We start from the raw sequence: 23,516 nt of genomic DNA, 5'->3' as shown, positions 1-23,516 counted from the left end.
TTTTCAGAACCCGAAAAACACAGGTATTAAAGGACTAACTTTTTCAGATCCTCCATAAATCTCATTTTCGCAATAGCTGCTTTTCGAAACGCTCCTTTTGCCTCAATCATTTCAAAAAAACAAAGAACCAATCATACCCTGGGAGTGCCCCGAAGGTGTTCGTTGATTTAAGGTTAAGCCATTGTTAGTAATTTCGACTGAGCAAGACAGTTTTTGTTTTTCGTATTAACTTTGCCTGCTGATTTAGGAAAAGGAGGATTGATTAGTCGAGACTCTTTTATAGACTTATTTATATCGATGTATTGAACAGTTTAAGTTATGCTTGTTTTAGTAGGATTTATAGCCACTTTATTCATTTTATTGGTGGGAGGCACTTGGCTTTCTAACCATTTCGGGAAGAAGGATGCCCAAAACGAAAAGGAGAAAGAGAATGTAAACGTTGCTTTGGATTGTTGCGGTGCGCACGAGGTATGCGATTTTGAAGAGATGTTGAAAAACCCGGATGAAATCGTATACTATGAAGATGAAGAACTGGATCGTTTCCAGGGAATTGATTCTAATGCTTATCAGAATGATCAGATCGATGAATTTCGCGATGTGCTTTACACTCTGGACAGTGAAGATATTCGCAAATGGTTGCTCAGCATCGAACGCCGAAAAATTCAATTGCCCACGGTATTGAAACAAGAAGCCATTCAATTGCTGGCTGACGCTTAAAACCTACTCATCAAAGAAAAGATCTTCTTTGATGAGTTTGATTCGATCCAAGGCGTAATAAGCATTTTCAGCCTCTTCGCCCGCTTCTTTCAAATACGACTGGTAATAATTCAATGCTAAGGTTTTATTGAAATTGTACTCCTCATACGTGGTTGCAATCTCGAACAAAACTTCCACTTTTCGCGAATCCAACTCATACGCTTTCAGGTAGCATTCAATGGACTTCTCAAACTCGCGTTGCGAACCATAAACCTGTGCCAGGTGATGATACATCTCCGGATGAAACTCCGGAATAGATATGTAAATAGCAAAATCGAGGTACTTGGCCGCCAATTCATAATGATCCAGTCGCTTATGAGCTACTCCTAAATAAAAGTTGATGTAGACATCGTTTGGATTCTCCATATAACAAGCCTCCAGAACTTCCAGCGCATGTTCCGTATGTTTATTGTGATACAGACAAATACCGTAATTTAAATACACAGGAAGAATGGTATCGTGCCGGGCCATAAAGGTTTGATAAGCATACTGGGCATGCGGATAATTTTTATTGACAAAAGCGGTATTCGCCAGTTTTAAATGAACAGCACGACTATCTGGAAAGCGATGTTTTGCCCTCGTCAAAAGATTCATACACTTGTTGGGCTGGTTTGTCTTCTCATAAATACCTGCCAAATTTAAGTACGCACTCAAATCATCCGGGTTCTGAATCAAATACTTCTCATACAACTGAATGGCCCTCTTCTTTCGCCCGGCTTTAGCGGCTGCCAAGGCGCTATACTTATTAAACATGACATTGGTTGAATCAGTCGCCTGAATTTCCTCAAACGTGCGCAGCGCTTTGCCATAATCATTCAAAAATAAGAAGGCTTTACCCAATTCGTATTTCAGCAATAAATCATCGGGGGCAATCGTCAACGCTTTTTGAAAATCAGCCACGGCTTTGGTATTGTTTCCCATCGCCTGAAAAAGGTCGGCCCGTCCCCGGAGGTAAGTTACGTCGAGTGAATCAAGTTCCAGAGCAGCATTTAAATCAGCTAAAGCCGCCGGGTAATCCATCAACCGTTGATGCACCATGCTTTTCTTAAAGTACAACTCGGCAGTGGGCTTTTCATCCAAAGCAGCATCAATAGCTTCCAAAGCCTGAGGATACTTCTGATTCAATAGGAGGATATCGATTTTTTGGGCATTCCCGAAAAAAGGGATTAGCAAAAACAACAGGAAGATTGATTTTCTGAACATGGCTTATTCGGTATTAAAAAAAACAGGGACCCCGGCATGCCGAAGTCCCTGTAATCACTTATTCTAAAACAAAATTAATGGGCACCGTAAACGACACAGCAACAAGTTCCCCTTTTTGTTTTCCAGGAGTCCATTTGGGTGATTGGTTAATCACGCGTAAAGCTTCATAGTCCAGTGCGGTATCAACACCTCTTGCAATTTTGGTGCGGCCAACCGAACCATCTTTTTCGACCACAAAAGTTACATAAACCTTGCCCTGAACGCCATTTTCCTTCGCTGAAACAGGATACTTAATATTCCTCGCAATAAACTTGCGCAAGGCCAATTCTCCACCCGGGAATTCAGGCATTTCATCAACCACATGGAAAACAGGATCAGACGATTCAGGCGACGAATTACCATACGCCACAACAACAACGTCATCTACATCGGTATTTTGAGCATCCATTGCCCCAGATTTCAAGGTAATTTCAATCACCCCGTTTTTGGCCAAGTCGCCATACTTTTGGATATAGACATCATCAGCTTGCTTAACGACATTCACACTGGTAATATCTTTCGGGTCCAGCCGATCCATTGCTTCTTTACCTGCCAGTTCTCCGTCAATTATGATTAAAGGCTGCTCGCTTGTTGCCGCCTTCAGTTCAACACCGTTTTCCGGTTCAACCAGTGCAGCTTCTTTGTTTTCGCAGGCAAAAACCAACACCAGCGTAATGGCTGTCATCAATCCGATTAAATAACGGAAATTCGCTTTCTTGGAAGATTTTATTTTTGTCATCATTTTTAGTCTTGATTTGATTAAGGAAGAATTGAAATTATTGGCAATCGAAAATTGTTCGCCAATAAACTGGGTGACTAATATTTCCTTGTAATGATTTATAGCCACTCCTTTATTTAATACTGCCTGGTCAGCCATATACTCATGGTTTTCCTTGATCACTCTCCGAAGCAACCAGAAGAATGGATTGAACCATTGAATAATACTGATCAGTTCAAGTATTAAGATATCCACCGTGTGTCCCTGGCGAATATGTTCGCATTCGTGTGCAAGCATCTTCTCCCACCCGGGTTTCGTTTCCAGGTTTCGGCTCACAAACAAATAATCGAGGAAGGAATACGGGCTTGAATTGTCATCGATATAAACGTAATTGATTCCATGTTTGGAAACGAGCTCTCCTTGCCGGATCACCCGAACCAGCTGGTAAATGCGCCAGGCAACCACCAAAGCCATCAAGCCAGCTATCGTAAAATAGCCACCAATGATTACCTGACTGGCTGAAATCCAGCCAATCAAAGAATTGGAAACCGCAGAACTGCTAACCGTAATGGCTTCCAACATGTTGGTGGCTCCGGAACTTTCCAAGGCCACCACTCCGCCTGAACCATAGATTTTGAAATGCAACAAAGGCAGCAAGCTGGAAAATACAACGGCAAAAAGCAGAAACAAGCGGTTGGTTTTGAAAAACGTTTCATGCCGCAAAAACACAAAATAGATAAGAGATAGAGCTCCTAGGCTAATCCCCGACTCCAGAATGTAGTTGATAAAACTATTCATCGCTTTTACCTTTTTCGTTTTCCAAATCTTTTCCAACTTCTTTCATGAGCTCTTCCAACTCGGCAATACTCATATTGTCTTCACGGGCAAAAAAGGAAACCATTTCCTTAAAGGAATTACTGAAATAGCCTTTCATAAAGGTTTTCATGTATTTCCGGGTATACTCCTTTTTGCTGATGAGTGGGAAGTACCGGTGAGTCTTTCCAAAAGCCTCGTAACCCACAAAGCCCTTTTTCTCCAATATGCGAACAATAGTTGAAACCGTGTTGTACGCGGGTTTTGGCTCGGACATCTGCTCGATTAACTCCTTTACAAAGGCCTTCTCCTTTTTCCAGAGTAGTTGCATCACTTGTTCTTCGGCTTTGGTCAATTCTTTCATGGGATCAATTTTTATAGGTTGAATCAATAACAAAAATCAAGCCATAAAACTAGAAACATAGTTTACGAACTAAGCTCTTAGTTTTATTGGTGAAAAAAATGCGCTAGGGAAAAGGCTCTTTGCTCGTTAAGTCGCTTTTTGTTTTCATACAATTGAGTTTAAATGAATACTGGTTTGGAATTCCAATTCAAACCTACAACTAATTTTTTAGTTTTCAAACTAAGTTAATAGTTATTACACTGAAAAACTAAATATCCAAGCCCATTGAGGCTACCCCATAGATACTTACATAACTACAACAATTGAAAATCATCGGCATCGGGCAACACCGGAAAGTTTTTTCGAAAGCGCTCCAACGAGTTTCTGGACAGTTTAGCATGAAGCAATTGCTCCTGATTGTCGTCTGCAACAAGCATTGGTTTGCCTTTGGCATCCACCAAACAAGTATCGCCCTTGTAATTAATCCCCTTCACATCGCGACCAATTCGGTTCACACCGGCCACATAAGCCTGATTTTCAATGGCACGGGCTTTCAAAAGCGTCTGCCAAACCTCGCGCCGTGGAGCTGGCCAGTTGGCCGTATTGATTAGCAAATCGTAATCTTGCCGATTCCGGCTAAACACCGGAAAACGAAGATCATAGCATACTTGTGGAAGTATTCGGAACGACTTAATTTGAATAATTTCTCGATGCTGTCCCGGCGTAAAATGAACATGCTCCTCGCCCATCGAGAAAAGATGCCGCTTGTCATAGTGTTCTAGCTTGCCATCAGGATGGGCAAAAATAAATCGGTTATAAAACGAATCGTTCTCCCGAATCATCAAACTTCCGGATATCGTTGCCTGCTTGATGTTGGCCAGCTTCTTCATCCACGCAATGGTTTCTCCGTCCATCGGTTCAGCCCATTGTTCAACCTGCATACTAAACCCGGTGGCAAACATTTCGGGCAGTACCACCAAATCAGTCTCCTCCGGTAAATCATCCAACAAATGAGCCAGATGTTTTCTATTTTCAACCGGCCGCTCCCAAGCCAAATCGCATTGTACTAAGGTAATATTCAAATCGTCTTCAGCCATTTCCATGCTTTTTAATCCATTTTGCACTGACGAGTGGGTAAAGTTAATCAGTCAGCGCCAATTTACAATCGGGTATTACATACTTACGGTAACGACAGTTTAAATCACCGATTTGCCTCAACACGATTCAGGCATAGCCAAACTAACAACCGTCAACTGCCTCCTACTCTTCAGCCGTAAACAGCTCCGGGAATTTCCCTTCGACTCCTCGTTGCCGATAATACGCCTTCATACGCTGGATGTCGGCTTGGGCGTCATCGGTCAGCGGCAGTGTTTCAATCCACCCCACCTCTTTTCGGCCAAAATCGAAAAAGCCCAAATACACCGTTGCGCCAGTTGCCCGTGCGATGGTATGAAAACCGGCTTTCCAACGCTTGTTCAGCTCGCGGGTGCCTTCGGGCGTAAGCGCCAGGTGCATCACTTCGCGGCTGTTCATTTCATTAATCACCTGCTTAACCACGGTAGCTCCTTTGGATCGATCGATTGGCAAAGCCCCCATCTTCCGGAGTAAATAACCAGCAGGCCAGAAGAAGAACTCTTTTTTGACCATCACATGTGCCACGCCTCCAACCGAGGTATAAAACAAATACGATATCACAAAATCCCAGGCACTGGTATGAGGCACACCAATAATGATGGCTTTTTTGTGAGGCATCACCCCATTCATGGCTTTCCAGCCCCACAATTTCATCAAAAACTTGCAAATGGATTTCATCTTACAACTGGATTAAGCTATTTTCAATTGCTTTTCCTTCGGCAAAATCTGCTAAAAGACTTTTGGCCATTTCAGTGGCCTCTTGCAACTGTTCATTTTTCTTATAGGCAACCAACACCATCAAAAATCGTTTGGTTTGCTCAGTCACTCCGGAGCGTTCCGAATCGGAGGTCGAGCTTCCAAAAGCCCCGATATCATCACGAAAAACAGGCATTCCTTCAATATTCAACACGCCTCTTCCCAGTCCTTCGTAGGGTTCCCCGGCCTGCCCAATTCCCATCCGAATGGCTCCGCTAATCCGATCGGCATCGTAACCACCAATGGAAAAACCGGTGCGGATAGACACCAGATTCAGCAAATCAACCACATTGTTGATCCGGTACAGTCCTTTGCCACTAAGCACCCGGCGCAACAAGGCTTCGGCCGACAAACGGTAACGCGCCGGATCTTTTCCACAGGCTTTGTACGCCTGACGCGCTGCTGCAATAGCCGGCAAATGCCGGATTTCTTCGGTTTTCATTTGCGCAGCCAGCTCATCACAGGTCTGGTCAATTAGCTGCCACAGGGCCTGGTTTTGCGCATGCACAGTCACCTCGCTGTAAATGCAAGCCAGCTGAATAGCCGGACAAACTTGCCTCAGCGAATCATCTATTGAAATGTTTATCATGAATACTTGCTAAAGGATTTCACGCTAACAAAAATAGAAAATAGCTGCCAGCAAGCGAATGAAAATGGCTTAAAGTAACCCAACAATCTTATCAGAAGAAGACTTCGGTGCGAATATTTTCGGGCGAAATACCGTGTGTTTCCAGCATATTGGTCACTTCTTCAATCATATCCGAATTTCCGCAGAGATAGCAAATCAGCTCTTTATCAACCGGTTTTTCTTTCAGGTAATAGCTTACCCGCCCAAAGTAATCGCCCTTATCCTCGCGCGAAGTACACAAGCAAAACCGATCTTCGGCAAAAGCGCTCCGGCCATAAGCTTCATCGGCAAAATGAACACCGTGCAACACCTCGTAGTTCAGCTTGTCGTAGCTGTTAACAAACGAATGAAACGGACTGATCCCTGTTCCGGTGGCAATAAACAGGAGCGGATGGCCATTGAGCGATTGCTCGTCGAGGATAAAAAAACCACGAGGGCCTTCTACCATCAAGGAACTACCCGGTTTCAGGTGTTTCAGAAAACGGGAAAAATCGCCGTCTTTAATCTCCCGAACCAGGAAGGAAAGTCGGTCTTCCCTGGTGGAGCTGTAGATTGAATACTCCCGGCCTTCACCGGTCTCCGGATTACGCAAAATGACGTATTGTCCGGGTTTAAACTCAAAATTCTGTCGATCCAAATGGATGAGAAAGGTCTCCGGAGTCAGCTGTTCGATCTCCCGGACCTGGTGTAGATTTTTTTCCATAAACTAATTTTTCAGGCATTGACGTGCCTTTCTGCGTGATAGGAAGAGCGAACCAGCGGACTGCTCTCCACATAACGAAAACCTCGTTTATAAGCTTCTTTTCTATAGGTTTCAAATTGTTCGGGGGTGATGTACTCCACCACTTTCATCAGGTTGGGCGCTGGCTGAAGGTATTGGCCCAAGGTCAGCACCTTGCATCCGGCCGCTTTCAAATCATCCATGGCTTCCAGCACTTCGTCCGGTGTTTCGCCCAGACCCAGCATAATGCCCGACTTAGCCACCAAACCAGCCTCCGCAATGTAAGCAATCACCTTCAGGCTCCGATCATAACGGGCGGTACTCCTGATTTTCGGGGTGAGTCGTTTTACGGTTTCCAGGTTGTGCGAAATCACTTCGGGGCCGGCGTCAATCACTTGTTGTACCAGCTCTTTCTTCGCATGAAAATCCGGTATCAACGTTTCAATTGTGGTTCCCGGGCTTGTTTGTTTTATGGCCGAAATGGTTGTTGCCCAGAATTTAGCGCCCCCATCGGGCAAGTCATCCCGGTCAACCGAAGTAATCACACAATGTTTTAAGCCCAGGGTTTTAATGGTTTCTGCCAGGCGTTGAGGTTCCTCCCAATCCACCGGATCAGGAATCAGGTTTTTCACATAGCAAAACCGGCAGTTCCGGGTACACTTGTCCCCTAAAATCATAAAACTGGCGGTTCCGGCATTCCAGCATTCCCCTTTGTTCGGGCAATTTCCGCTGGTACATATGGTGTTTAATTTATGCTCTGCAATTAATCGCTTTACTTTTGAGTAGTTCTCACCACTGGGAAGCGGCGACTTCATCCAGCGAGGTAAACGTTCCCTCCGATCCTTAATATCTGCCATCTCAAAATAAGTTTAAACCTAATTAACATGGAAAGTGCGGGCTTGTTCAAAAAAAGAAGTTGGGATGATTGCAGGAGAAAGGCAGAAGGGAGTTAATGGTCATTCGTTGTCATTGGTGGTCATTCGTTGTCATTTAATTGTATCGTATGCTCTGCCGCTTTTGGAACTTGAAACTTCCGGTACAGCAACTTGACAAACAACTTGGACATTATCACAGGCTAAAAGGTCAAGAATCGTCATTGGTGGTCATTAGTCGTCATTTCATTGCGTCCTATGCTCTGGCCACTTTTGGAACTTGAAACCTGGAACTTGGAACCTCCCCTCAATCCTTCTTTTTAAAAGGAGAAAAGCGGTATTGAAAGCTGAATTGAATATCAGGCGCATTATTCACCGAAAACAGGTCTTCGCCGCAATAGACCGTAAAGGCATTGCCATTCTTATGAAAGCCGAGCATAAAATAAGTTTTCAGCGAGTAATAGTAAAGTGCTGCCGGCGTGGTTTTCGACAGGTAAAATTCCTGTTCGATGGGCTCTCCCTCCCAAACATCGCCCTCCTTCAGCACATCTATCCCAATTTCCTCATAATCCATCTGGTCCCAGGAATAAGAGCCTCCCTTCATCAGCGCATCCTGGTAATTTACCAGCAAACCAATGACCAGGGTGTTTTTCTTTTTCGACATCAGATTTAAAGCCAGATAATTATGCCAGTGCTTGCGATACTGGTTATCAATAGCCCGGATTCCCTCTCCCATTTTAAATGAAGTCTGGTCCGTTAAGCCCCCTTGCACGGCATAGCTCAGCGAGCTTTTCAGCCCCAGCCGAAGATCCATGCGAACAGCAGCCGAAAGCCCCGGAATCAGGTAGGGATGAAACTCGTTTAAAGGGATCGATACATGAGCGCCAAGCTGCGAATCAAAGTGCCAATGCTCGTTTGCACGGCTGAACAGTTGCCGGTAATAGTGGGCATCTGCCACACTGGTAAATACATCGCCCTTATCTATTCGAAACGACTTTCCGGTTTCATCATCAAACTGAATGGAAGCCCGGTTAAAAGGGTATAAGCGCCTTCCATAGTTATCTTCGATGGCCACATTGGAATGAAATTCTTCAATAAAACCATCGCTAACGAAAAAGTTAATGGGCGACCGCCCTCCGGTTAGCTGATGAATGTTGAAGTTAACAACCAGGCTGTGCTTGCTGGTCCAAGTGGTCAGGTAAGTTAGTTTAAGATGATTTAAGACCCCATCCGATTGAAACAACTTATCATCGGTTTCAATACCCATAAGCTCGAAATACTCTGGCCGCTGAGACATATAAATCTCTTCCAAATCTCGCTGATGTCTTGGTGTCAAATTTTTGGGATACATAAACCTTGCTTTCGGATGCCAGCTATTGGCCATGGTAAAAGCCGCCGACAGCTGATGCTTTAAGGTTGTTTTTGAAGGAAAATATATCGGTAAATCCAGGGAAAAAATCCCCACCGGACTCTCGGGATTCATCTCCGAATAGAAAAGAGGAATGTCCAGTACCTCGTTAAAATCGTCTGCAGATTGACTAAGCGCAGATAACGTAAAGCAAACAACCGAAAAAAGCAACAGCAGGGAACGCAGCCTCATGAACCTTGATTTTCAAGTTTTAGCTAGCTAAAATAGAATTTTACCTACAAAGGAACAAGCTAATTCTACTCCGTTCATGCCTTAAATCAACCATGTTTCTCCTGAAAAGAACGAAAATTGACCTGTATCAAATTATATATTGAACAATTCGTTACCTTAGTAAGCAAAAGTAACAAGCACCGAAAAACGAACAATAAACATAAAACCAAGACCAAAATGAAAACCTTTATGTCATTCACCCTCCTGGTTCTTTTTATGATCTCCTGCAATCTTCAGCAACATGATCAGGGCATGTATGACCTTTCGGAAGCCGAACAAGCCATCATGCCTGTAACCAAACAAGAATTGAACAGTTCACCTGCTACTCCCCTTTCTGACCAGGCTACGCAGGAAGTCGTTAAAAAGCGAATTATTAAGGACGGTCGCTTGGGCCTGAAGGTTGACGATTTGGAAGCGGCAAAAACACGCACTGACACTACGATAAAAGCATTTGGCGGCTACTATGCCAATGAGCGCTTTAATAATTCAGAGTGGGAATCGTCCTATAATCTGACCATCCGGATTCCGAGTGCGCATTTTGAGCCCTTTATTGCTGCGCTTGAGCAAGGCAATGGCGAAGTTCAATACAAAGCCATTGACGCACGGGATGTAACGGCTCAGTTTATTGATCTGGAAACGCGCCTGGAAAACAAACAAAATTACCTGAGTCGTTACCAGGACTTATTGAAGCAAGCACAGAGTGTCAAAGAGATTTTGGAAATTGAAGAAAAGATACGTGGTCTGGAAGAGGAAATTGAAAGTACAACCGGCCAGCTTAAATACTTAAACGACCAAGTGGATTATAGCACACTCGAGTTGACCCTTACAAAAGAAAGAGCCTACAAATATAAGCCGGCAACCCGCGATCAGTTTTTCGAACGACTCAAGCAGTCCCTATCAAAAGGCTGGTTTGCCTTTGTCGATTTCACCTTGTTCATGATAAAGCTATGGCCTTTCTGGATCATCGTGTTTATTCTTCGTCATTTCTGGGAAAAATTCCGAAAGAACCGGAAGAAAAAGTAAGCTACGGCATTTGCTTCCGGCTGAGGTCTCTCAAAGATGATCGCAGCCGGGAGCATTGCCAACGATAATTCCAGGCAGCGTCCAGCTCTTATTGATTAATAGTTGAATACTCAAATTTTATAATTCAGGACAGTACGGCATAGCAAAATGATCGTCATTTAATACCTTGGCACCACTATTAATCAATTCATCTAACTATTTTTATTATGTCGATATTCAGAAGTCTTTTAAAATCCTGTCAGCAGCTCCCATTGATGGCTTTGATTTTACTTACAACCACTACTTTTGCCCAGGAAGAAAAACAAATATACATCCCTGAAACTGATCCGCTGGTACTTCAAAAACTGGAAGAATGGCAGGATCTGAAGTTTGGGCTGATGATGCACTGGGGCACATACAGCCAGTGGGGCATCATCGAGTCCTGGTCTATTTGTGGCGAGGATGAAGAATGGATCAAACGCTTTCGCAACAACGACAATTACGAAGAATACAAAAAGGACTATCACAATCTTCAAACGACCTTCAACCCGGTAAAATTTAACCCCCAGCGATGGGCACAAAAAGCCAAACAAGCCGGAATGAAGTATGTTGTTTTCACAACCAAGCACCATGACGGCTTTGCTATGTATGACACCCAATATTCGGATTATAAAATCACAGATCCAAAAACACCTTTTCACACCAACCCAAAAGCCGATGTAACTCAAGAAATTTTCAAAGAATTTGGAGCCGAAGGATTTATGATTGGTGCCTATTTTTCAAAACCTGACTGGAATTCGCCTTATTTTTGGTGGCCGGAGAATACCACAGCAGACCGCAACCCAAACTATAGTATTGACCGCTATCCGGAACGCTGGGAAAACTTTGTTCAATACACCCACAACCAGATTGACGAGTTGATGACTAATTATGGGCAAATCGACATCCTTTGGCTTGATGGTGGCTGGGTGCAACCTTATACCGAACAGCAATTGTGGGCTTACCGCTCAATGAAAGGATTTAAGCAGTTCAACCTGCAAAGTCAGGACCTTAGAATGGGAGAAATTGCAGCCAAAGCACGGCAACAACAACCAGGGTTGATTGTTGTTGACCGCGCAGTAGAAGGACCTTACCAGAATTACATTACTCCAGAGAACAAAGTTCCTGAAGAAGCTTTACTGGTTCCTTGGGAAACTTGCCTGACAGCCTCAGCAGATGGTTGGTCGTGGCGCGAAAGCCGGGAATACAAATCCATCAATCAGGTAATCCACACCATGGTAGATATTGTCTCAAAAGGCGGAAACCTCTTGCTAAATATTGCTCCAAACCCGGAAGGAGAATTTGATCCTGAAGCTTATAATTTGCTGGAACAAATTGGCCAATGGATGGCCATTAACGGAGAGGCTATTTATAGTTCGCGCGCCATTGCTCCTTACAAGGAGGGCAAGGTAGCGCTGACCCAAAACCGGCACACCAAAGCCGTATATGCCATTTATCTGGCCGACCAGGATGAAGCATCACTTCCTTCAAAAATCTGGATGTCCACCATTGCTCCAGCCAAACAGGCTTCAATCAGCTTACTGGGCAATAAAGAAAAACTTGAATGGGAAAAGGTGGGTAAAGGTTTTGTAGTTGAAATTCCGGAATCGATTAGAAAGAAACAAACACACAGCGAAGCCTGGGTATTGAAAATTGACAGGATTGAATAACAGCATAACTAAAGAATCCCTTTGAAAATAAACAGTTATACTGAGATGAACTGAAAGAGATCTGATCTCAAAAGCTAAATAGAGAAATGACCATAGAAAAGATCTTCGGTCATTTTTTAGTTAACAATCCGGCCTGGTCAATCCTGTCAGTTCATAATGGATCACTTCAAGGGAAACTATCCTTATACCGACATAAGCAAGAAAAATGGTTAACTTTGGCAAAAAATCAATTGTACAATGATAACCCAAATTCATACCCTCTTCTTTAGCCCAACCGAAACAACGGCTAAAGTAGCAGGGCAAATCACTTCAGGTCTGGACATTCCCGCACTTACTTACAACTTAACCGCTCAAAAAGATCGCAACCAACACCGTAAACTCAGCTTTAACAGCGATGACTTGCTCTTGTTAGCTGTGCCGGTTTATGCGGGCCGTATTCCAGAATTTCTGGAGGAGCTTTTTTCGACATTTGAAGGGCATAATACCCCCGTAATTTTCACCGTTGTTTATGGTAACCGTGACTACGATGATGCACTGTTAGAGCTAAAAGATCTCTTTGAAAAACGAGGGTTTACAGGGATTGCTGCAGGAGCTTTTATTGGCGAACATTCCTATACCGCAAAAGTGGCTACCAACCGGCCTGATGCTGAAGACCTGAGCGCGGCCTTTCAATTTGGACAAGAAATAAAAGCTACATTAAGTAGGCTTGACTCCTTGAAGGATCATCAGTTAATTGTGAAGGGAAACTTTCCTTATAAAGAACGGAAACCAATGCCCCTCATGACTCCTGAAACGAATGAAAAATGTACGGACTGTGGTATTTGTGCTGAAACTTGTCCCATGGATGCCATTGAGAAAACAGACAACAGAACGGTTCATGCTAAAAAATGTATCCGCTGTAACAGCTGTGTGAAAAAGTGCCCCGAAAATGCAAAGTCATTCAGTCACAAGATCTTTATCGAGTTTTCTGAGCGATTGATTCAAAATTGCAGCTCGGTACGAAAAAAACCAGAATTGTTCTTTTTATAAGCACAAATACGAAGTTTCTTATTTCGAGAATAGTGTGTGCCGCTTACAAATAACTGTTTAAGCGGTACACAGCATTTTAACTCGGTCGCCAGGTTTTAATCGAATCCTATCAAGAGTACTCCACCCAATCCTCCCAATTCATTTGCCGTCACTGGCGACTATTGCTAATCGATGACTTCCGGCAAGCATTTCAACAAAACACGAATGACAAATTCGCATTAATCGAATTTCCTCAAGATAGCAGGCCTCGAAGATTTCCCTAATAGCCAGCAATTTAAAATTAACACTGACCAATTCTGGTACTGTAAAATTCCTTATCTTAGTAAAGAGAGGAAATAACGAGCCCAGTGCCAGAACGAAACGCCCAACAACTTAACATCTTCAAAGCCAACAAAAGCATTTTGTCAGCAGCTAAGCTTTATTCCCACAAGGGTATGAAATCCTCTGTTAGACATTTTCAAAAATATTCAAAAAACAAGCTACCTTAACAAAATCAAACGATGGAAATTAAGAATATCCTTTTAACAGCTGCCTCCTGCATACCAGTACTTTCTGCAGTAAGTATGGCTCAGGAAAAACCACAGCCCAATGTTATCTTAATCATAACCGATGATCAGGGTTATGGCGACCTTGGCATAACCGGTAATCCACATGTAAAAACACCCGCAATTGATCAGTTGGCCAATGAAAGTGTTCGCTTCAACAACTTTTATGTGTCCCCGGTATGTGCGCCAACCCGTTCAAGCTTGATGACCGGGCGCTATTCATTGCGAACAGGCATAAGAGATACCTATAATGGCGGAGCAATCATGGCTTCAACGGAGTTGACCATTGCAGAAATGCTCAAACAAGCCAATTACACAACCGGAATATTTGGCAAATGGCATTTGGGTGATAACTACCCCAGCCGCCCAAGAGATCAAGGTTTTGATGAATCATTGATTCATCTTTCGGGAGGGATGGGACAAGTTGGCGATATTACCACCTATTTCGAAGGCGATAGAAGTTATTTCGATCCGGTACTTTGGCACAACAATAAACAAGAAGCTTACAAAGGTTATTGTTCCGATATTTTCACAAAACAAGCCATCAACTTCATTGAACAAAACAAAGAATCGCCTTTCTTCTGCTACCTCTCTTTTAACGCGCCACACACGCCGTTACAAGTCCCTGAAGCATATTACCAACAATATAAAGACATTGACCCGTCAACTGGTTTCGTGAAAGACAAGCAGCCCTTTACAGCAATGAGCGAGCAAGACAAGGAAGATGCCCGAAAAGTGTATGCGATGGTCACCAACATCGATGATAATATTGGAAAACTCCTTCAAAAACTGGATGACCTAAATATTGCAGACAACACCCTCATTATTTTTATGACCGACAATGGGCCGCAGCAACGGAGGTATGTAGCTGGCATGCGAGGTCGCAAAGGTGATGTGTATCAAGGAGGCGTCCGGGTGCCATTTTATATTCGTTATCCGTCGTTGTTTGAAAAGGATAAGGAGATTGAAACCATGGCCGCTCATATTGATATCCTGCCAACCCTGGCGCAGTTATGCCACGTGGAATTGCCTAAAGAAAGAATAATTGATGGTAAAAGCCTGCTCCCACTTATCATGGGTGACGAGTTCGGCTGGGCTGACAGACCTTTATTCTTTTATTGGACAAGACGTTATCCCGAACTCTACTATAACATGGCGTTAAGAAAAGGAGCCTATAAACTGGTTGGAAAGACAGATTATAATGCCCCGGTTAAGGATTTCGAACTGTTTAACCTTGAAAAAGATCCCTATGAGCAAAATAACATTATCCTAGAACATGAAGGTATTGCAGAGCAACTCAAAGAAGAACTCGACGAAACGTATCATGAATTAATACGTTCTGAAAACCTTTTGAACCAGCCGCGAATTATTATCGGAAGTGCATACGAAAACCCAGTTATTCTGAATAGAAATGATGCGGCGGGGGAGCGCGGCATTTGGGCTCAGGAAGAACTATATGGCAAATGGGAAGTTAGCATCAGGCAAGGATATTATGATATAAAATTTAAATTCATTAAGCCGGTTAAAGCCAATGGCAGGATGTACCTGGCAGCAAACACGATAGTAAAACAAATGCTCAATGAAAAAGAGGGCACAGATATCATCGAGATGAAAAACGTCTACCTTCCGGAAATGGATTGCGATCTGATACCTTTCTACTCCATTGATTCGAAAAACATATTTCCTTTTTGGGTTGAAATGAAAAAGATTGATTAGAACATGCTTCTCCATTCACCGTATAACAGGGTTTAACCGTTACAATGCATCACATGGGATGCTTGAAAATTGAGTCATGAAATCAAAGGATAATTTTTTCATCGACAAAGAAAAGATAAAAATGATAGATACCTTCCGTCTTGTATATTTTATCACATTTTTACTCGCTTTTGGAATTACTGAAATTGGCCGTGAAATTTATCGACCGTATATTTATGGAAATAACATCAATGACTTTGGGATTGCAGATTCCATCGGGAACTTGGGAGGAATAATCGTTCAAATATTTTTTGGGCTAGCCATCTTTAATCCTACCAAGAAGAAAGGACTAAGATTAATTACCTTTTTTATTCTGGGTTATATTCTTTATGAAATTGTTCAACCAATACTCCCCAGAGGCGTTTTCGACTGGAAAGATATTTACGGGACAATTGTTGGCGGAGCAATTGGAATCCTTGTATTTCTGCTGATGCAGAAGGCCATCAGCAAAAATACGGTTTTATATCTATTCTGAAATGAAACGACACGAGACTCCGCTGGCACCGAGTTTCAATTAATGCACCCCAAAGTCGGTCTGCTTTTCTTCAGGCTGGATATTTCTGAAACCGCTTTACCCAACTTCTTTTTTAGAAGTTATGCGGTAAAAAGCCTTGCAGAATCGCCTAAAAAATTACTTATTTTACAACCGATAACCATTGATTGTTTGACATGACTGATTTTAAAAATATACCATCACCTTGCTTTGTTTTAGATGAGCAATTGCTTCGTCAAAACCTACAGCTAATTCGCTCAGTTGCTGACGCTGCTGAGGTTGAAATTATCCTCGCTTTTAAAGGCTTTGCCATGTGGAGCGCCTTCCCTGTGGTGAAAGAATACATTAGTGGAGCTACAGCCAGCTCGCTAAACGAAGCCCGGCTATGTCATGAGCAAATGAACAGCCTGGCACATACCTATGCGCCAGTTTACGATCCTGCTGAGTTTACCGAATTGATGAGCTGCTCCAGCCACATCACCTTTAATTCTTTGAGCCAGTTGAAACGCTTTCAATCTCAGCTGGCAAAGGCCAGGCATAAGATCTCAGCAGGCTTGCGTATCAATCCCGAATTTTCAGAAGTCGAAACAGAATTGTATAACCCCTGTGCTCCAGGTTCCCGTTTAGGAGTCATTGCTGAGCAACTACCTTATGAATTGCCGGAAGGACTGGAAGGACTGCACTTTCATACGTTGTGCGAATCGGGTCCTTACGATCTGGAGAAAACACTGGCTGCCGTGGAAGAAAAGTTTGACAAGCACTTGAAGCAAATCAAATGGCTAAACATGGGCGGCGGACACCTGATGACCCGCAAGGACTATGACATCAACTATCTGATAGAACTGCTAAAAAGATTCAAAAGCCGCTACCCGCATTTGCATGTCATTCTGGAGCCGGGCAGCGCCTTTGCCTGGGAAACCGGATTTCTGAAAGCTTCGGTGCTCGATATAGTTGAAAATAAGGGGATACAAACGGCCATGCTTAATGTTTCGTTTGCCGCACACATGCCCGACTGCCTGGAGATGCCTTACCAACCGCGAATTCGCCACGCCAGCTTTGGGCCGGTCAGCGGAAAACCCACCTACCGGATGGGTGGCAACAGCTGCTTGAGCGGCGATTACATGGGCTATTGGTCTTTTGACCAGGAGTTACAGACAGGCGATTCCATCTTATTCGAAGATATGATTCACTACACGATGGTGAAAACCACCCTTTTCAATGGCGTGCAACACCCAGCCATCGGCATCATTCATTCGGATGGTGAATTTGAGATAGTGCGTCGCTTCGACTATGAAGACTACAAAAATAAGCTGAGTTAAGTCTAAAACAGATTGGTTCAGGCTTGCCTTACTTGACTGATAAGCATAAAAAAAGCCTCGCAAATGCGAGGCTTTTTTTATGATCCCGAAGTATTTATTTCTTATACATTTCAGCTCTTCTTTCTTTGATTTCATCGCTAGTGATGTAATCATCGTATTCCATTTGCTTATCGATGATTCCGTTTGGAGTCAGCTCAATGATCCGGTTACACACTGTATGGATAAACTCGTGGTCATGCGACGACATCAGGATATTGCCTTTAAACTGAGTCAGACGGTTGTTAAATGCCTGAATCGATTCCAGGTCAAGGTGGTTGGTTGGCGTATCCAACATCATCAGGTTGGCATTAGCCAACATCATGCGGGCAATCATACAACGCATCTTCTCGCCTCCCGACAGCACTTTGGTGTTCTTGAAGATCTCTTCGCCTGAGAACAACATTTTGCCCAGGTAGCCACGCAAATACTGCTCACTAGTGTCCGAGCTATATTGTCCCAACCAGTCAACCAACGACAAATCCTTCTCGAAGAATTGCGAATTGTCCAATGGCAAATAAGCTTTGGTGATAGTTACACCCCAGTCAATTTCACCTGTATCTGGTTTGTCCGAACCATTCAAAATTTCAAAAATCGCGGTCATTGCCCGAGGATCGCGCGATAAGAAAACAATCTTCTCGTCCTTCTCCACCACAAAATTCACATCTTTAAAAAGCAAGTCACCTCCCGATGTTTTGCTCAGGTTGCGCACTTCCAAAATCGTATTTCCCGGTTCGCGCTCAGGGGTAAAAATAATGCCGGGGTATTTACGGGTCGATGGTTTAATCTCATCCACATTCAGCTTTTCCAACATCTTCTTACGGCTGGTCGTTTGTTTCGACTTAGCCACGTTGGCCGAGAAGCGGGCGATAAACTCTTGCAACTCTTTCTTCTTTTCTTCTGCCTTTTTGTTCTGGGCTGCCTGCTGTCTCAAGGCCAGCTGGCTCGATTCGTACCAGAAACTATAGTTACCGGCAAACAATTGCACTTTTCCAAAGTCAATATCGACGGTATGTGTACAAATAGCATCCAAAAAGTGACGGTCGTGGGAAACCACCAACACCGTTTGATCAATATTTGACAGGTAATTTTCTAACCAAGACACGGTTTCCAAGTCCAGGTCATTGGTAGGCTCATCCAGTAACAGATTATCGGGTTTACCAAACAAAGCCTGCGCCAGCAATACTTTAACTTTTTCTTTTCCGCTCAAATCCTTCATCAACTTGTAATGCAGCGACTCATCAATGCCCAGTCCACTTAGCAAACTGGCAGCATCGCTTTCAGCATTCCAGCCATCCATTTCAGCAAATTGGTCTTCCAACTCAGAAGCTTTCATCCCATCTGCTTCCGAAAAATCTTCCTTCATGTAAAGCTTATCTTTCTCCTCTTTCACACGCCAAAGCTTCTCATGGCCCATCATTACGGTGTCCAAAACAGATACCTCATCAAATTCCTGGTGATCCTGTTTTAATACTGAAAGCCGCTCGCCTGAGGCGATACTCACGTGCCCAAAGGTTGGGTCCAGACCGCCATAAAGCATTCTTAAAAAGGTTGATTTTCCGGCGCCGTTAGCTCCGATTATTCCATAACAATTGCCAGCAGTAAATTTCAGATTTACATCCTGAAACAAAACACGCTTACCAAATTGAATTCCTAAGTTTGATACTGTAATCATTGATACTATCCTCGTTTTCTGTTAAGAGCCCGCAAAAGTACACTTTAAAACAACAGTAAAACCATACGAGGCAGGAACTTGATAGTAATTTAACCTTGTCATGACAGTCAATCTGTCCTGAAAACCATTGAAAATACGAGTTTTAGATGAACTGAACGCAGCAAAAGATCAGATTCCATTCTTCCTATGAATTAGTTGGAAACTTAGTTCCTGAGTCTTTCATCCCCGCTAAAATGTCATTAACAAGCCTGGTAATCCTTTCTTGATTATGTTCTCTGACGCTTAATGCATCCAGCTCCCAAACTTCCCATTCTGATAATCTTCATACGCCTGCTTGATTTCTTCGCGTGTATTCATCACAAATGGCCCTTGCGAAACAACCGGTTCCTGAAGTGGTTGAGCAGAACCAAAAAGCAACAGACTTTGCTTGCCGGACTCCAACTCCAGTTTTTGCCCATTGTTCTCGAACTCGACAAGGCTTTTTTCCTGGACCTGCTGACCATTCACCGTCAGCTCGCCACGGATAAGGTAGAAGAAGATGTTATTTGACTCCGGAATTTCCAGCTTCAAATTCCCCTCAGCCTTAAAATCGATCGTTAAGAGTTGCACACCAATGTCAGAGTGAAAAGGCCCTTTTACTCCATTCCAATCACCGGAAATCAGGTTCACTCGCACCTTTCCTTCATCCAAGTCAACCGCTGGAATGGCTTCCTTTTGCACCCCCTTGTAGAACGGCTTGCTCATTTTTGATCGTGCCGGTAGGTTAATCCACAACTGCAGAATCTCCAGTGGGCCTCCGTCTTGTTTAAACTCATAAGACGAAACTTCAGCATGGATCAGACCACGACCGGCCGTCATCCATTGAACCCCGCCAGCTTGAATAACGCTTTCTTCTCCACTACTATCAAAATGAGCAATGTCTCCTTCCAGAATAAAGGTTACAGTTTCCATGCCCCGGTGTGGATGAGGGCCAAAAGGTAAGCCCGAATTATTCGGAGAGTAAGTTTGTGGACCGTGATGATTCAAAAACAGAAAAGGATCAATATAATCAATCGAAGGCGTTGGAATTGCCCGATAAGTCACCAGATCTTGAATAGGCTCATAAACCGGTCTATGTATCTTTTTAATAGTTTTCATACTTAACTCAGTCAACACGCTAAACATTCGATTTGCGTTTCCTTATACCCAACAAGCACTGACTGCATATGTTTAAAATATGGCACAAAACACGAAAGCGGACCTGACTATTTGTCAAATCCGCTTTCGCATTAACGTTGGATCAATTTCCACACGATTGACGTGCTAAATTTTATCCACTACAACTTTATAGGTTGGGTCTTCAATGATGTTGACATCAATAATTTGATTGGCATCGTGAAGCAACTGCCTACAGTCGGAACTCAGGTGCTTCAGGTGCAGCTTCTTCCCTACTTTCAGGTAACGTTCAGTCAACTTATTCAACGCTTCAATACCCGACATGTCTACCACCCGACTTTCAGCAAAATCAATAATCACTTCATCCGGATCATTCAATACATCAAACTTCTCATTAAAAACAGTGACAGAACCGAAAAACAGAGGTCCGTATATTTCGTAATGCTTGATGCCTTGCTCGTCAATGTGTTTTCGGGCACGAATTCGCTTGGCATTATCCCACGCAAAGACCAGAGCTGAAATGATTACCCCAATAACAACTGCCAGCGCCAGGTTGTGCAGAAAAACAGTAACTAAGGTAACCAAAACCATCACAAAAAGATCAGACTTAGGCATCCGGTTGAATGTTTTCAAACTAGCCCACTCGAAAGTTCCAATCGCGACCATAATCATCAGTCCGGTCAGCGCAGCCATCGGCATTCTTTCAATCAAGCCAGAGCCAAACATGATAAACACCAAGAGCATAACAGCCGCCACAATGCCCGACAAACGAGCGCGGGCTCCTGAAGAAATATTGATCAGACTTTGCCCGATCATCGCACATCCACCCATTCCGGAAAAGAATCCGGACAAGATATTGGCTGCCCCCTGAGCCACAGCTTCTTTGTTCCCGCGTCCCCGGGTTTCTGTAATTTCATCAACAATATTCAGGGTCAGCAAACTTTCAATCAACCCAACACCTGCCATGACAGCAGCATAAGGAAAGATCAGCATAATAGACTCCATGGTTAAAGGGATCGTTGGGATATGAAAGGGAGGAAAACCACCATTGATGGATGCAATATCACCAACAGTTCGGGTGTCGATTCCCAAATAACTTACCAGCCCAAAGATAACCAGAATGGCCGTTAGTGAAGCAGGGATCGCTTTCGTTATTTTCGGTAGCCCCCAGATGATCAGCATCGTAAGCAAAACCAAGCCTAACAAGATATACAAAGGCTGTCCGGTTAACCAACTGCCCGAGCCATCTTTAAACTGGGCTAACTGTGCCGTAAAAATGATGATAGCCAAGCCGTTTACAAATCCAAAAATAACCGGATGAGGCACTAAACGCATCAGTTTTCCTAGTTTCAATACTCCTGCCAACACCTGAAGCAGTCCGGCTAAGATTACCGTAGCAAAAATATATTCGGGCCCATGGGATATGGCCAATGCTGCAATAACGACAGCTACAGCACCTGTTGCACCTGAAATCATACCGGGACGCCCGCCCAGAATAGAGGTCACCAGCCCCATAATAAATGCGGCATAAAGTCCCGTCAGCGGCGACAGACCGGCAATCATAGCAAAGGCAATTGCTTCAGGCACCAGCGCCAGAGCCACTGTTAATCCCGAAAGAATCTCCGTTTTGTAATTAACTTGCTGCTTTAAATCAAATAAATTAAAAATCTTCCTCATTAAAATTAATTTTAAATGGATCATTTGTTTACCAAACCGTTGAATGGCAAAGTGGTTACATTTTTTTTTGTGGTTATTTTTTCCGATTGATGGCAAACCATTTGTATGGGAACAGGTTTTTCAATTTTTAGTTAGGGGCGGCAAAAATAGACCTTAAACATAGATGTACAAATTTTTAGTCAAGCAGGAGACCAACCTTTGCCAAAATCTTGACATTAAATTGATGTTCGCAAGCGTATGTGGAGAATCATTTTTAGAAGTAACGCTAAAAAAAGATAGCAAAATCAACCGCTGATTCATGTCAGTTCATCTCTGACCTAAGAAAGAACAAGGACTAACAAGACCGTGCTTTTATTAAAAAAGCGGCAACAACCGATCGAACATCACTGAAATAGAGGCCTACTGCTTTTGGAGAATTATCACACGTTTTTGGTCTCCCCCAAGTTGTTTGAATCCATAATGCTTGCAGATATAGCAAAAAGTCTCGGCATGATAAAATGCCACATGAGTTATATCCCGTGCATAATTCCATGATCGAAAAGTTCTGCCCAATTTCCAAAGACTGGTCATAACGATTAAGTAGCCACCAGGGGAAAGAAGTTGACTTATTTTTTTCAGCTCTTCCGCCGGATGAAAGAAATGCTCAAAACATTCTGTCGCAAAAATAAAATCGTAGGGTCCTTTCGATAATTCTGGGAAAAAAATTGGATCATAATCCGCACAAGCAATGCCCTGCTTTTCAAGGAGCACACTTAAAGTTGGCTCCGGTCCGCACCCAAAGTCCAAGCCTTTCATTTCGGGTAAAAGAAATGGCCGTCCTTGACGGATGGCCTGATTTAAAAATTTCACATATCCAGGATGGTGCAGACCGTTATTATGCTCCAGGTAACGCTCTTTCTCTTCCTCCTCATCAGGTAAAAACATTGAGCCGGCAAATATAAGGTGACAGGTGCTACAATGGTGATATAGCCGTTCGTCGGGACCATCAACTATTGTAAACGACTCTGTATTCAAACACATGGGACAAATAGTCATAGTTAATTTCTGCAGTTTGTTTAGATTGACACTAGAAAACTGACTTGTAGTTCGCCTAGCTGGCCCCCCCACAAAAAGCAAGCCGTAGATGATTCAGAATAGAAGCAACTAACAACATTTTATCACCAATAAACAGTTGGAGTAATCAAAGAAGCAGATCAACGAGAAACTTTCATGTAAACATAATACATGTCCTAAAATACAAAAAAAGCCACTTAATACTGAGTAGCTTTTTTGTGCGGTGACGACGAGACTCGAACTCGCGACCCTCGGCGTGACAGGCCGATATTCTAACCAACTGAACTACGCCACCTTGTTTTTCAATCTGAGCAGACAAAGTCTGACTCAAACTGAATACTAGTATTCAAATATTTAAAGAACGCTTGTGCGGTGACGACGAGACTCGAACTCGCGACCCTCGGCGTGACAGGCCGATATTCTAACCAACTGAACTACGCCACCTT

The 23,516-nt window shown here is 43.3% G+C and carries 20 protein-coding genes and 2 tRNA genes; 7 read left to right on the top strand and 15 right to left on the bottom strand.

Features of this window, described 5'->3' with window-relative positions:
- Positions 1-318: 318 nt before the first annotated feature.
- Positions 319-717 carry a hypothetical protein gene (locus ACUNWA_RS15430; RefSeq protein WP_445592819.1) on the top strand — a complete coding sequence of 133 codons (399 nt, stop codon included), beginning with the start codon at positions 319-321 and terminating at the stop codon, positions 715-717.
- 3 nt (positions 718-720) lie between these two features.
- On the opposite strand, the gene ACUNWA_RS15425 is transcribed toward ACUNWA_RS15430, so the two are convergent.
- The 9 genes from ACUNWA_RS15425 to ACUNWA_RS15385 all read right to left on the bottom strand — a co-directional run bounded on the left by ACUNWA_RS15425 (position 721) and on the right by ACUNWA_RS15385 (position 9,583).
- A complete protein-coding gene (locus ACUNWA_RS15425) occupies positions 721-1,959 on the bottom strand; it encodes a tetratricopeptide repeat protein (RefSeq protein ID WP_445592818.1) in 1,239 nt (412 codons plus the stop codon).
- 58 nt (positions 1,960-2,017) lie between these two features.
- The gene (locus ACUNWA_RS15420; protein WP_445592817.1) at positions 2,018-3,514 is read right to left on the bottom strand and encodes a TonB family protein; all 1,497 of its coding nucleotides are present in this window, start codon (positions 3,512-3,514) and stop codon (positions 2,018-2,020) included.
- Complete coding sequence (locus ACUNWA_RS15415) at positions 3,507-3,893, bottom strand: BlaI/MecI/CopY family transcriptional regulator (protein WP_445592816.1); 387 nt, start codon at positions 3,891-3,893, stop codon at positions 3,507-3,509. The genes ACUNWA_RS15420 and ACUNWA_RS15415 overlap by 8 nt, the downstream gene beginning before the upstream one ends.
- A 293-nt stretch (positions 3,894-4,186) precedes the next feature.
- Positions 4,187-4,969, bottom strand: a complete 783-nt coding sequence (locus tag ACUNWA_RS15410; protein ID WP_445592815.1) for an amidohydrolase — start codon at positions 4,967-4,969, stop codon at positions 4,187-4,189.
- Between the two features lie 163 nt (positions 4,970-5,132).
- Positions 5,133-5,684 (bottom strand): 1-acyl-sn-glycerol-3-phosphate acyltransferase, encoded by a 552-nt coding sequence (locus ACUNWA_RS15405; RefSeq protein WP_445592814.1) that lies wholly within the window; start codon positions 5,682-5,684, stop codon positions 5,133-5,135.
- Between the two features lies 1 nt (position 5,685).
- Complete coding sequence (locus ACUNWA_RS15400) at positions 5,686-6,351, bottom strand: B3/B4 domain-containing protein (RefSeq protein ID WP_445592813.1); 666 nt, start codon at positions 6,349-6,351, stop codon at positions 5,686-5,688.
- A 91-nt stretch (positions 6,352-6,442) separates the two neighbouring features.
- Positions 6,443-7,093 carry a ferredoxin--NADP reductase gene (locus tag ACUNWA_RS15395; protein WP_445592812.1) on the bottom strand — a complete coding sequence of 217 codons (651 nt, stop codon included), beginning with the start codon at positions 7,091-7,093 and terminating at the stop codon, positions 6,443-6,445.
- 11 nt (positions 7,094-7,104) lie between these two features.
- On the bottom strand, positions 7,105-7,968 hold the full coding sequence (gene lipA, locus ACUNWA_RS15390) for a lipoyl synthase (RefSeq protein WP_299577850.1): 864 nt from the start codon (positions 7,966-7,968) through the stop codon (positions 7,105-7,107).
- Positions 7,969-8,290: 322 nt separating this feature from the next.
- A complete protein-coding gene (locus ACUNWA_RS15385; protein WP_445592811.1) occupies positions 8,291-9,583 on the bottom strand; it encodes a hypothetical protein in 1,293 nt (430 codons plus the stop codon).
- A 216-nt stretch (positions 9,584-9,799) separates the two neighbouring features.
- On the opposite strand from ACUNWA_RS15385, the gene ACUNWA_RS15380 reads away from it, so the two are divergent.
- The 6 genes from ACUNWA_RS15380 to nspC all read left to right on the top strand — a co-directional run bounded on the left by ACUNWA_RS15380 (position 9,800) and on the right by nspC (position 17,474).
- A complete protein-coding gene (locus ACUNWA_RS15380) occupies positions 9,800-10,645 on the top strand; it encodes a DUF4349 domain-containing protein (RefSeq protein ID WP_445592810.1) in 846 nt (281 codons plus the stop codon).
- 206 nt (positions 10,646-10,851) lie between these two features.
- Positions 10,852-12,333, top strand: coding sequence for an alpha-L-fucosidase (locus ACUNWA_RS15375; protein WP_445592809.1), 1,482 nt, complete (start codon positions 10,852-10,854; stop codon positions 12,331-12,333).
- Between the two features lie 237 nt (positions 12,334-12,570).
- Positions 12,571-13,362: an EFR1 family ferrodoxin gene (locus tag ACUNWA_RS15370; protein WP_445592808.1), complete on the top strand. Its 792-nt coding sequence runs from the start codon at positions 12,571-12,573 to the stop codon at positions 13,360-13,362.
- A 500-nt stretch (positions 13,363-13,862) separates the two neighbouring features.
- Complete coding sequence (locus tag ACUNWA_RS15365; protein ID WP_445592807.1) at positions 13,863-15,623, top strand: arylsulfatase; 1,761 nt, start codon at positions 13,863-13,865, stop codon at positions 15,621-15,623.
- Between the two features lie 76 nt (positions 15,624-15,699).
- Positions 15,700-16,137 (top strand): VanZ family protein, encoded by a 438-nt coding sequence (locus tag ACUNWA_RS15360; protein WP_445592806.1) that lies wholly within the window; start codon positions 15,700-15,702, stop codon positions 16,135-16,137.
- Between the two features lie 194 nt (positions 16,138-16,331).
- Positions 16,332-17,474, top strand: a complete 1,143-nt coding sequence (nspC, locus tag ACUNWA_RS15355) for a carboxynorspermidine decarboxylase (RefSeq protein ID WP_445592805.1) — start codon at positions 16,332-16,334, stop codon at positions 17,472-17,474.
- Positions 17,475-17,568: 94 nt separating this feature from the next.
- Here the strand turns inward: nspC and ACUNWA_RS15350 are convergent, their stop codons facing one another.
- The 6 genes from ACUNWA_RS15350 to ACUNWA_RS15325 all read right to left on the bottom strand — a co-directional run bounded on the left by ACUNWA_RS15350 (position 17,569) and on the right by ACUNWA_RS15325 (position 23,514).
- The gene (locus ACUNWA_RS15350; protein ID WP_445592804.1) at positions 17,569-19,185 is read right to left on the bottom strand and encodes an ABC-F family ATP-binding cassette domain-containing protein; all 1,617 of its coding nucleotides are present in this window, start codon (positions 19,183-19,185) and stop codon (positions 17,569-17,571) included.
- 282 nt (positions 19,186-19,467) lie between these two features.
- Positions 19,468-20,322: a pirin family protein gene (locus tag ACUNWA_RS15345; RefSeq protein ID WP_445592803.1), complete on the bottom strand. Its 855-nt coding sequence runs from the start codon at positions 20,320-20,322 to the stop codon at positions 19,468-19,470.
- A gap of 165 nt (positions 20,323-20,487) precedes the next feature.
- On the bottom strand, positions 20,488-22,017 hold the full coding sequence (locus tag ACUNWA_RS15340) for a SulP family inorganic anion transporter (RefSeq protein WP_445592802.1): 1,530 nt from the start codon (positions 22,015-22,017) through the stop codon (positions 20,488-20,490).
- Between the two features lie 399 nt (positions 22,018-22,416).
- Positions 22,417-22,941 (bottom strand): class I SAM-dependent methyltransferase, encoded by a 525-nt coding sequence (locus ACUNWA_RS15335; protein WP_445592801.1) that lies wholly within the window; start codon positions 22,939-22,941, stop codon positions 22,417-22,419.
- Between the two features lie 350 nt (positions 22,942-23,291).
- A tRNA-Asp gene (locus ACUNWA_RS15330) sits at positions 23,292-23,365 on the bottom strand.
- A gap of 75 nt (positions 23,366-23,440) precedes the next feature.
- Positions 23,441-23,514, bottom strand: a tRNA-Asp gene (locus ACUNWA_RS15325).
- Positions 23,515-23,516 lie beyond the last annotated feature (2 nt).

The sequence above is a fragment of the Sunxiuqinia sp. sy24 genome (genome assembly GCF_052677165.1).
This window is presented reverse-complemented; position numbering and strand designations above follow the sequence as displayed.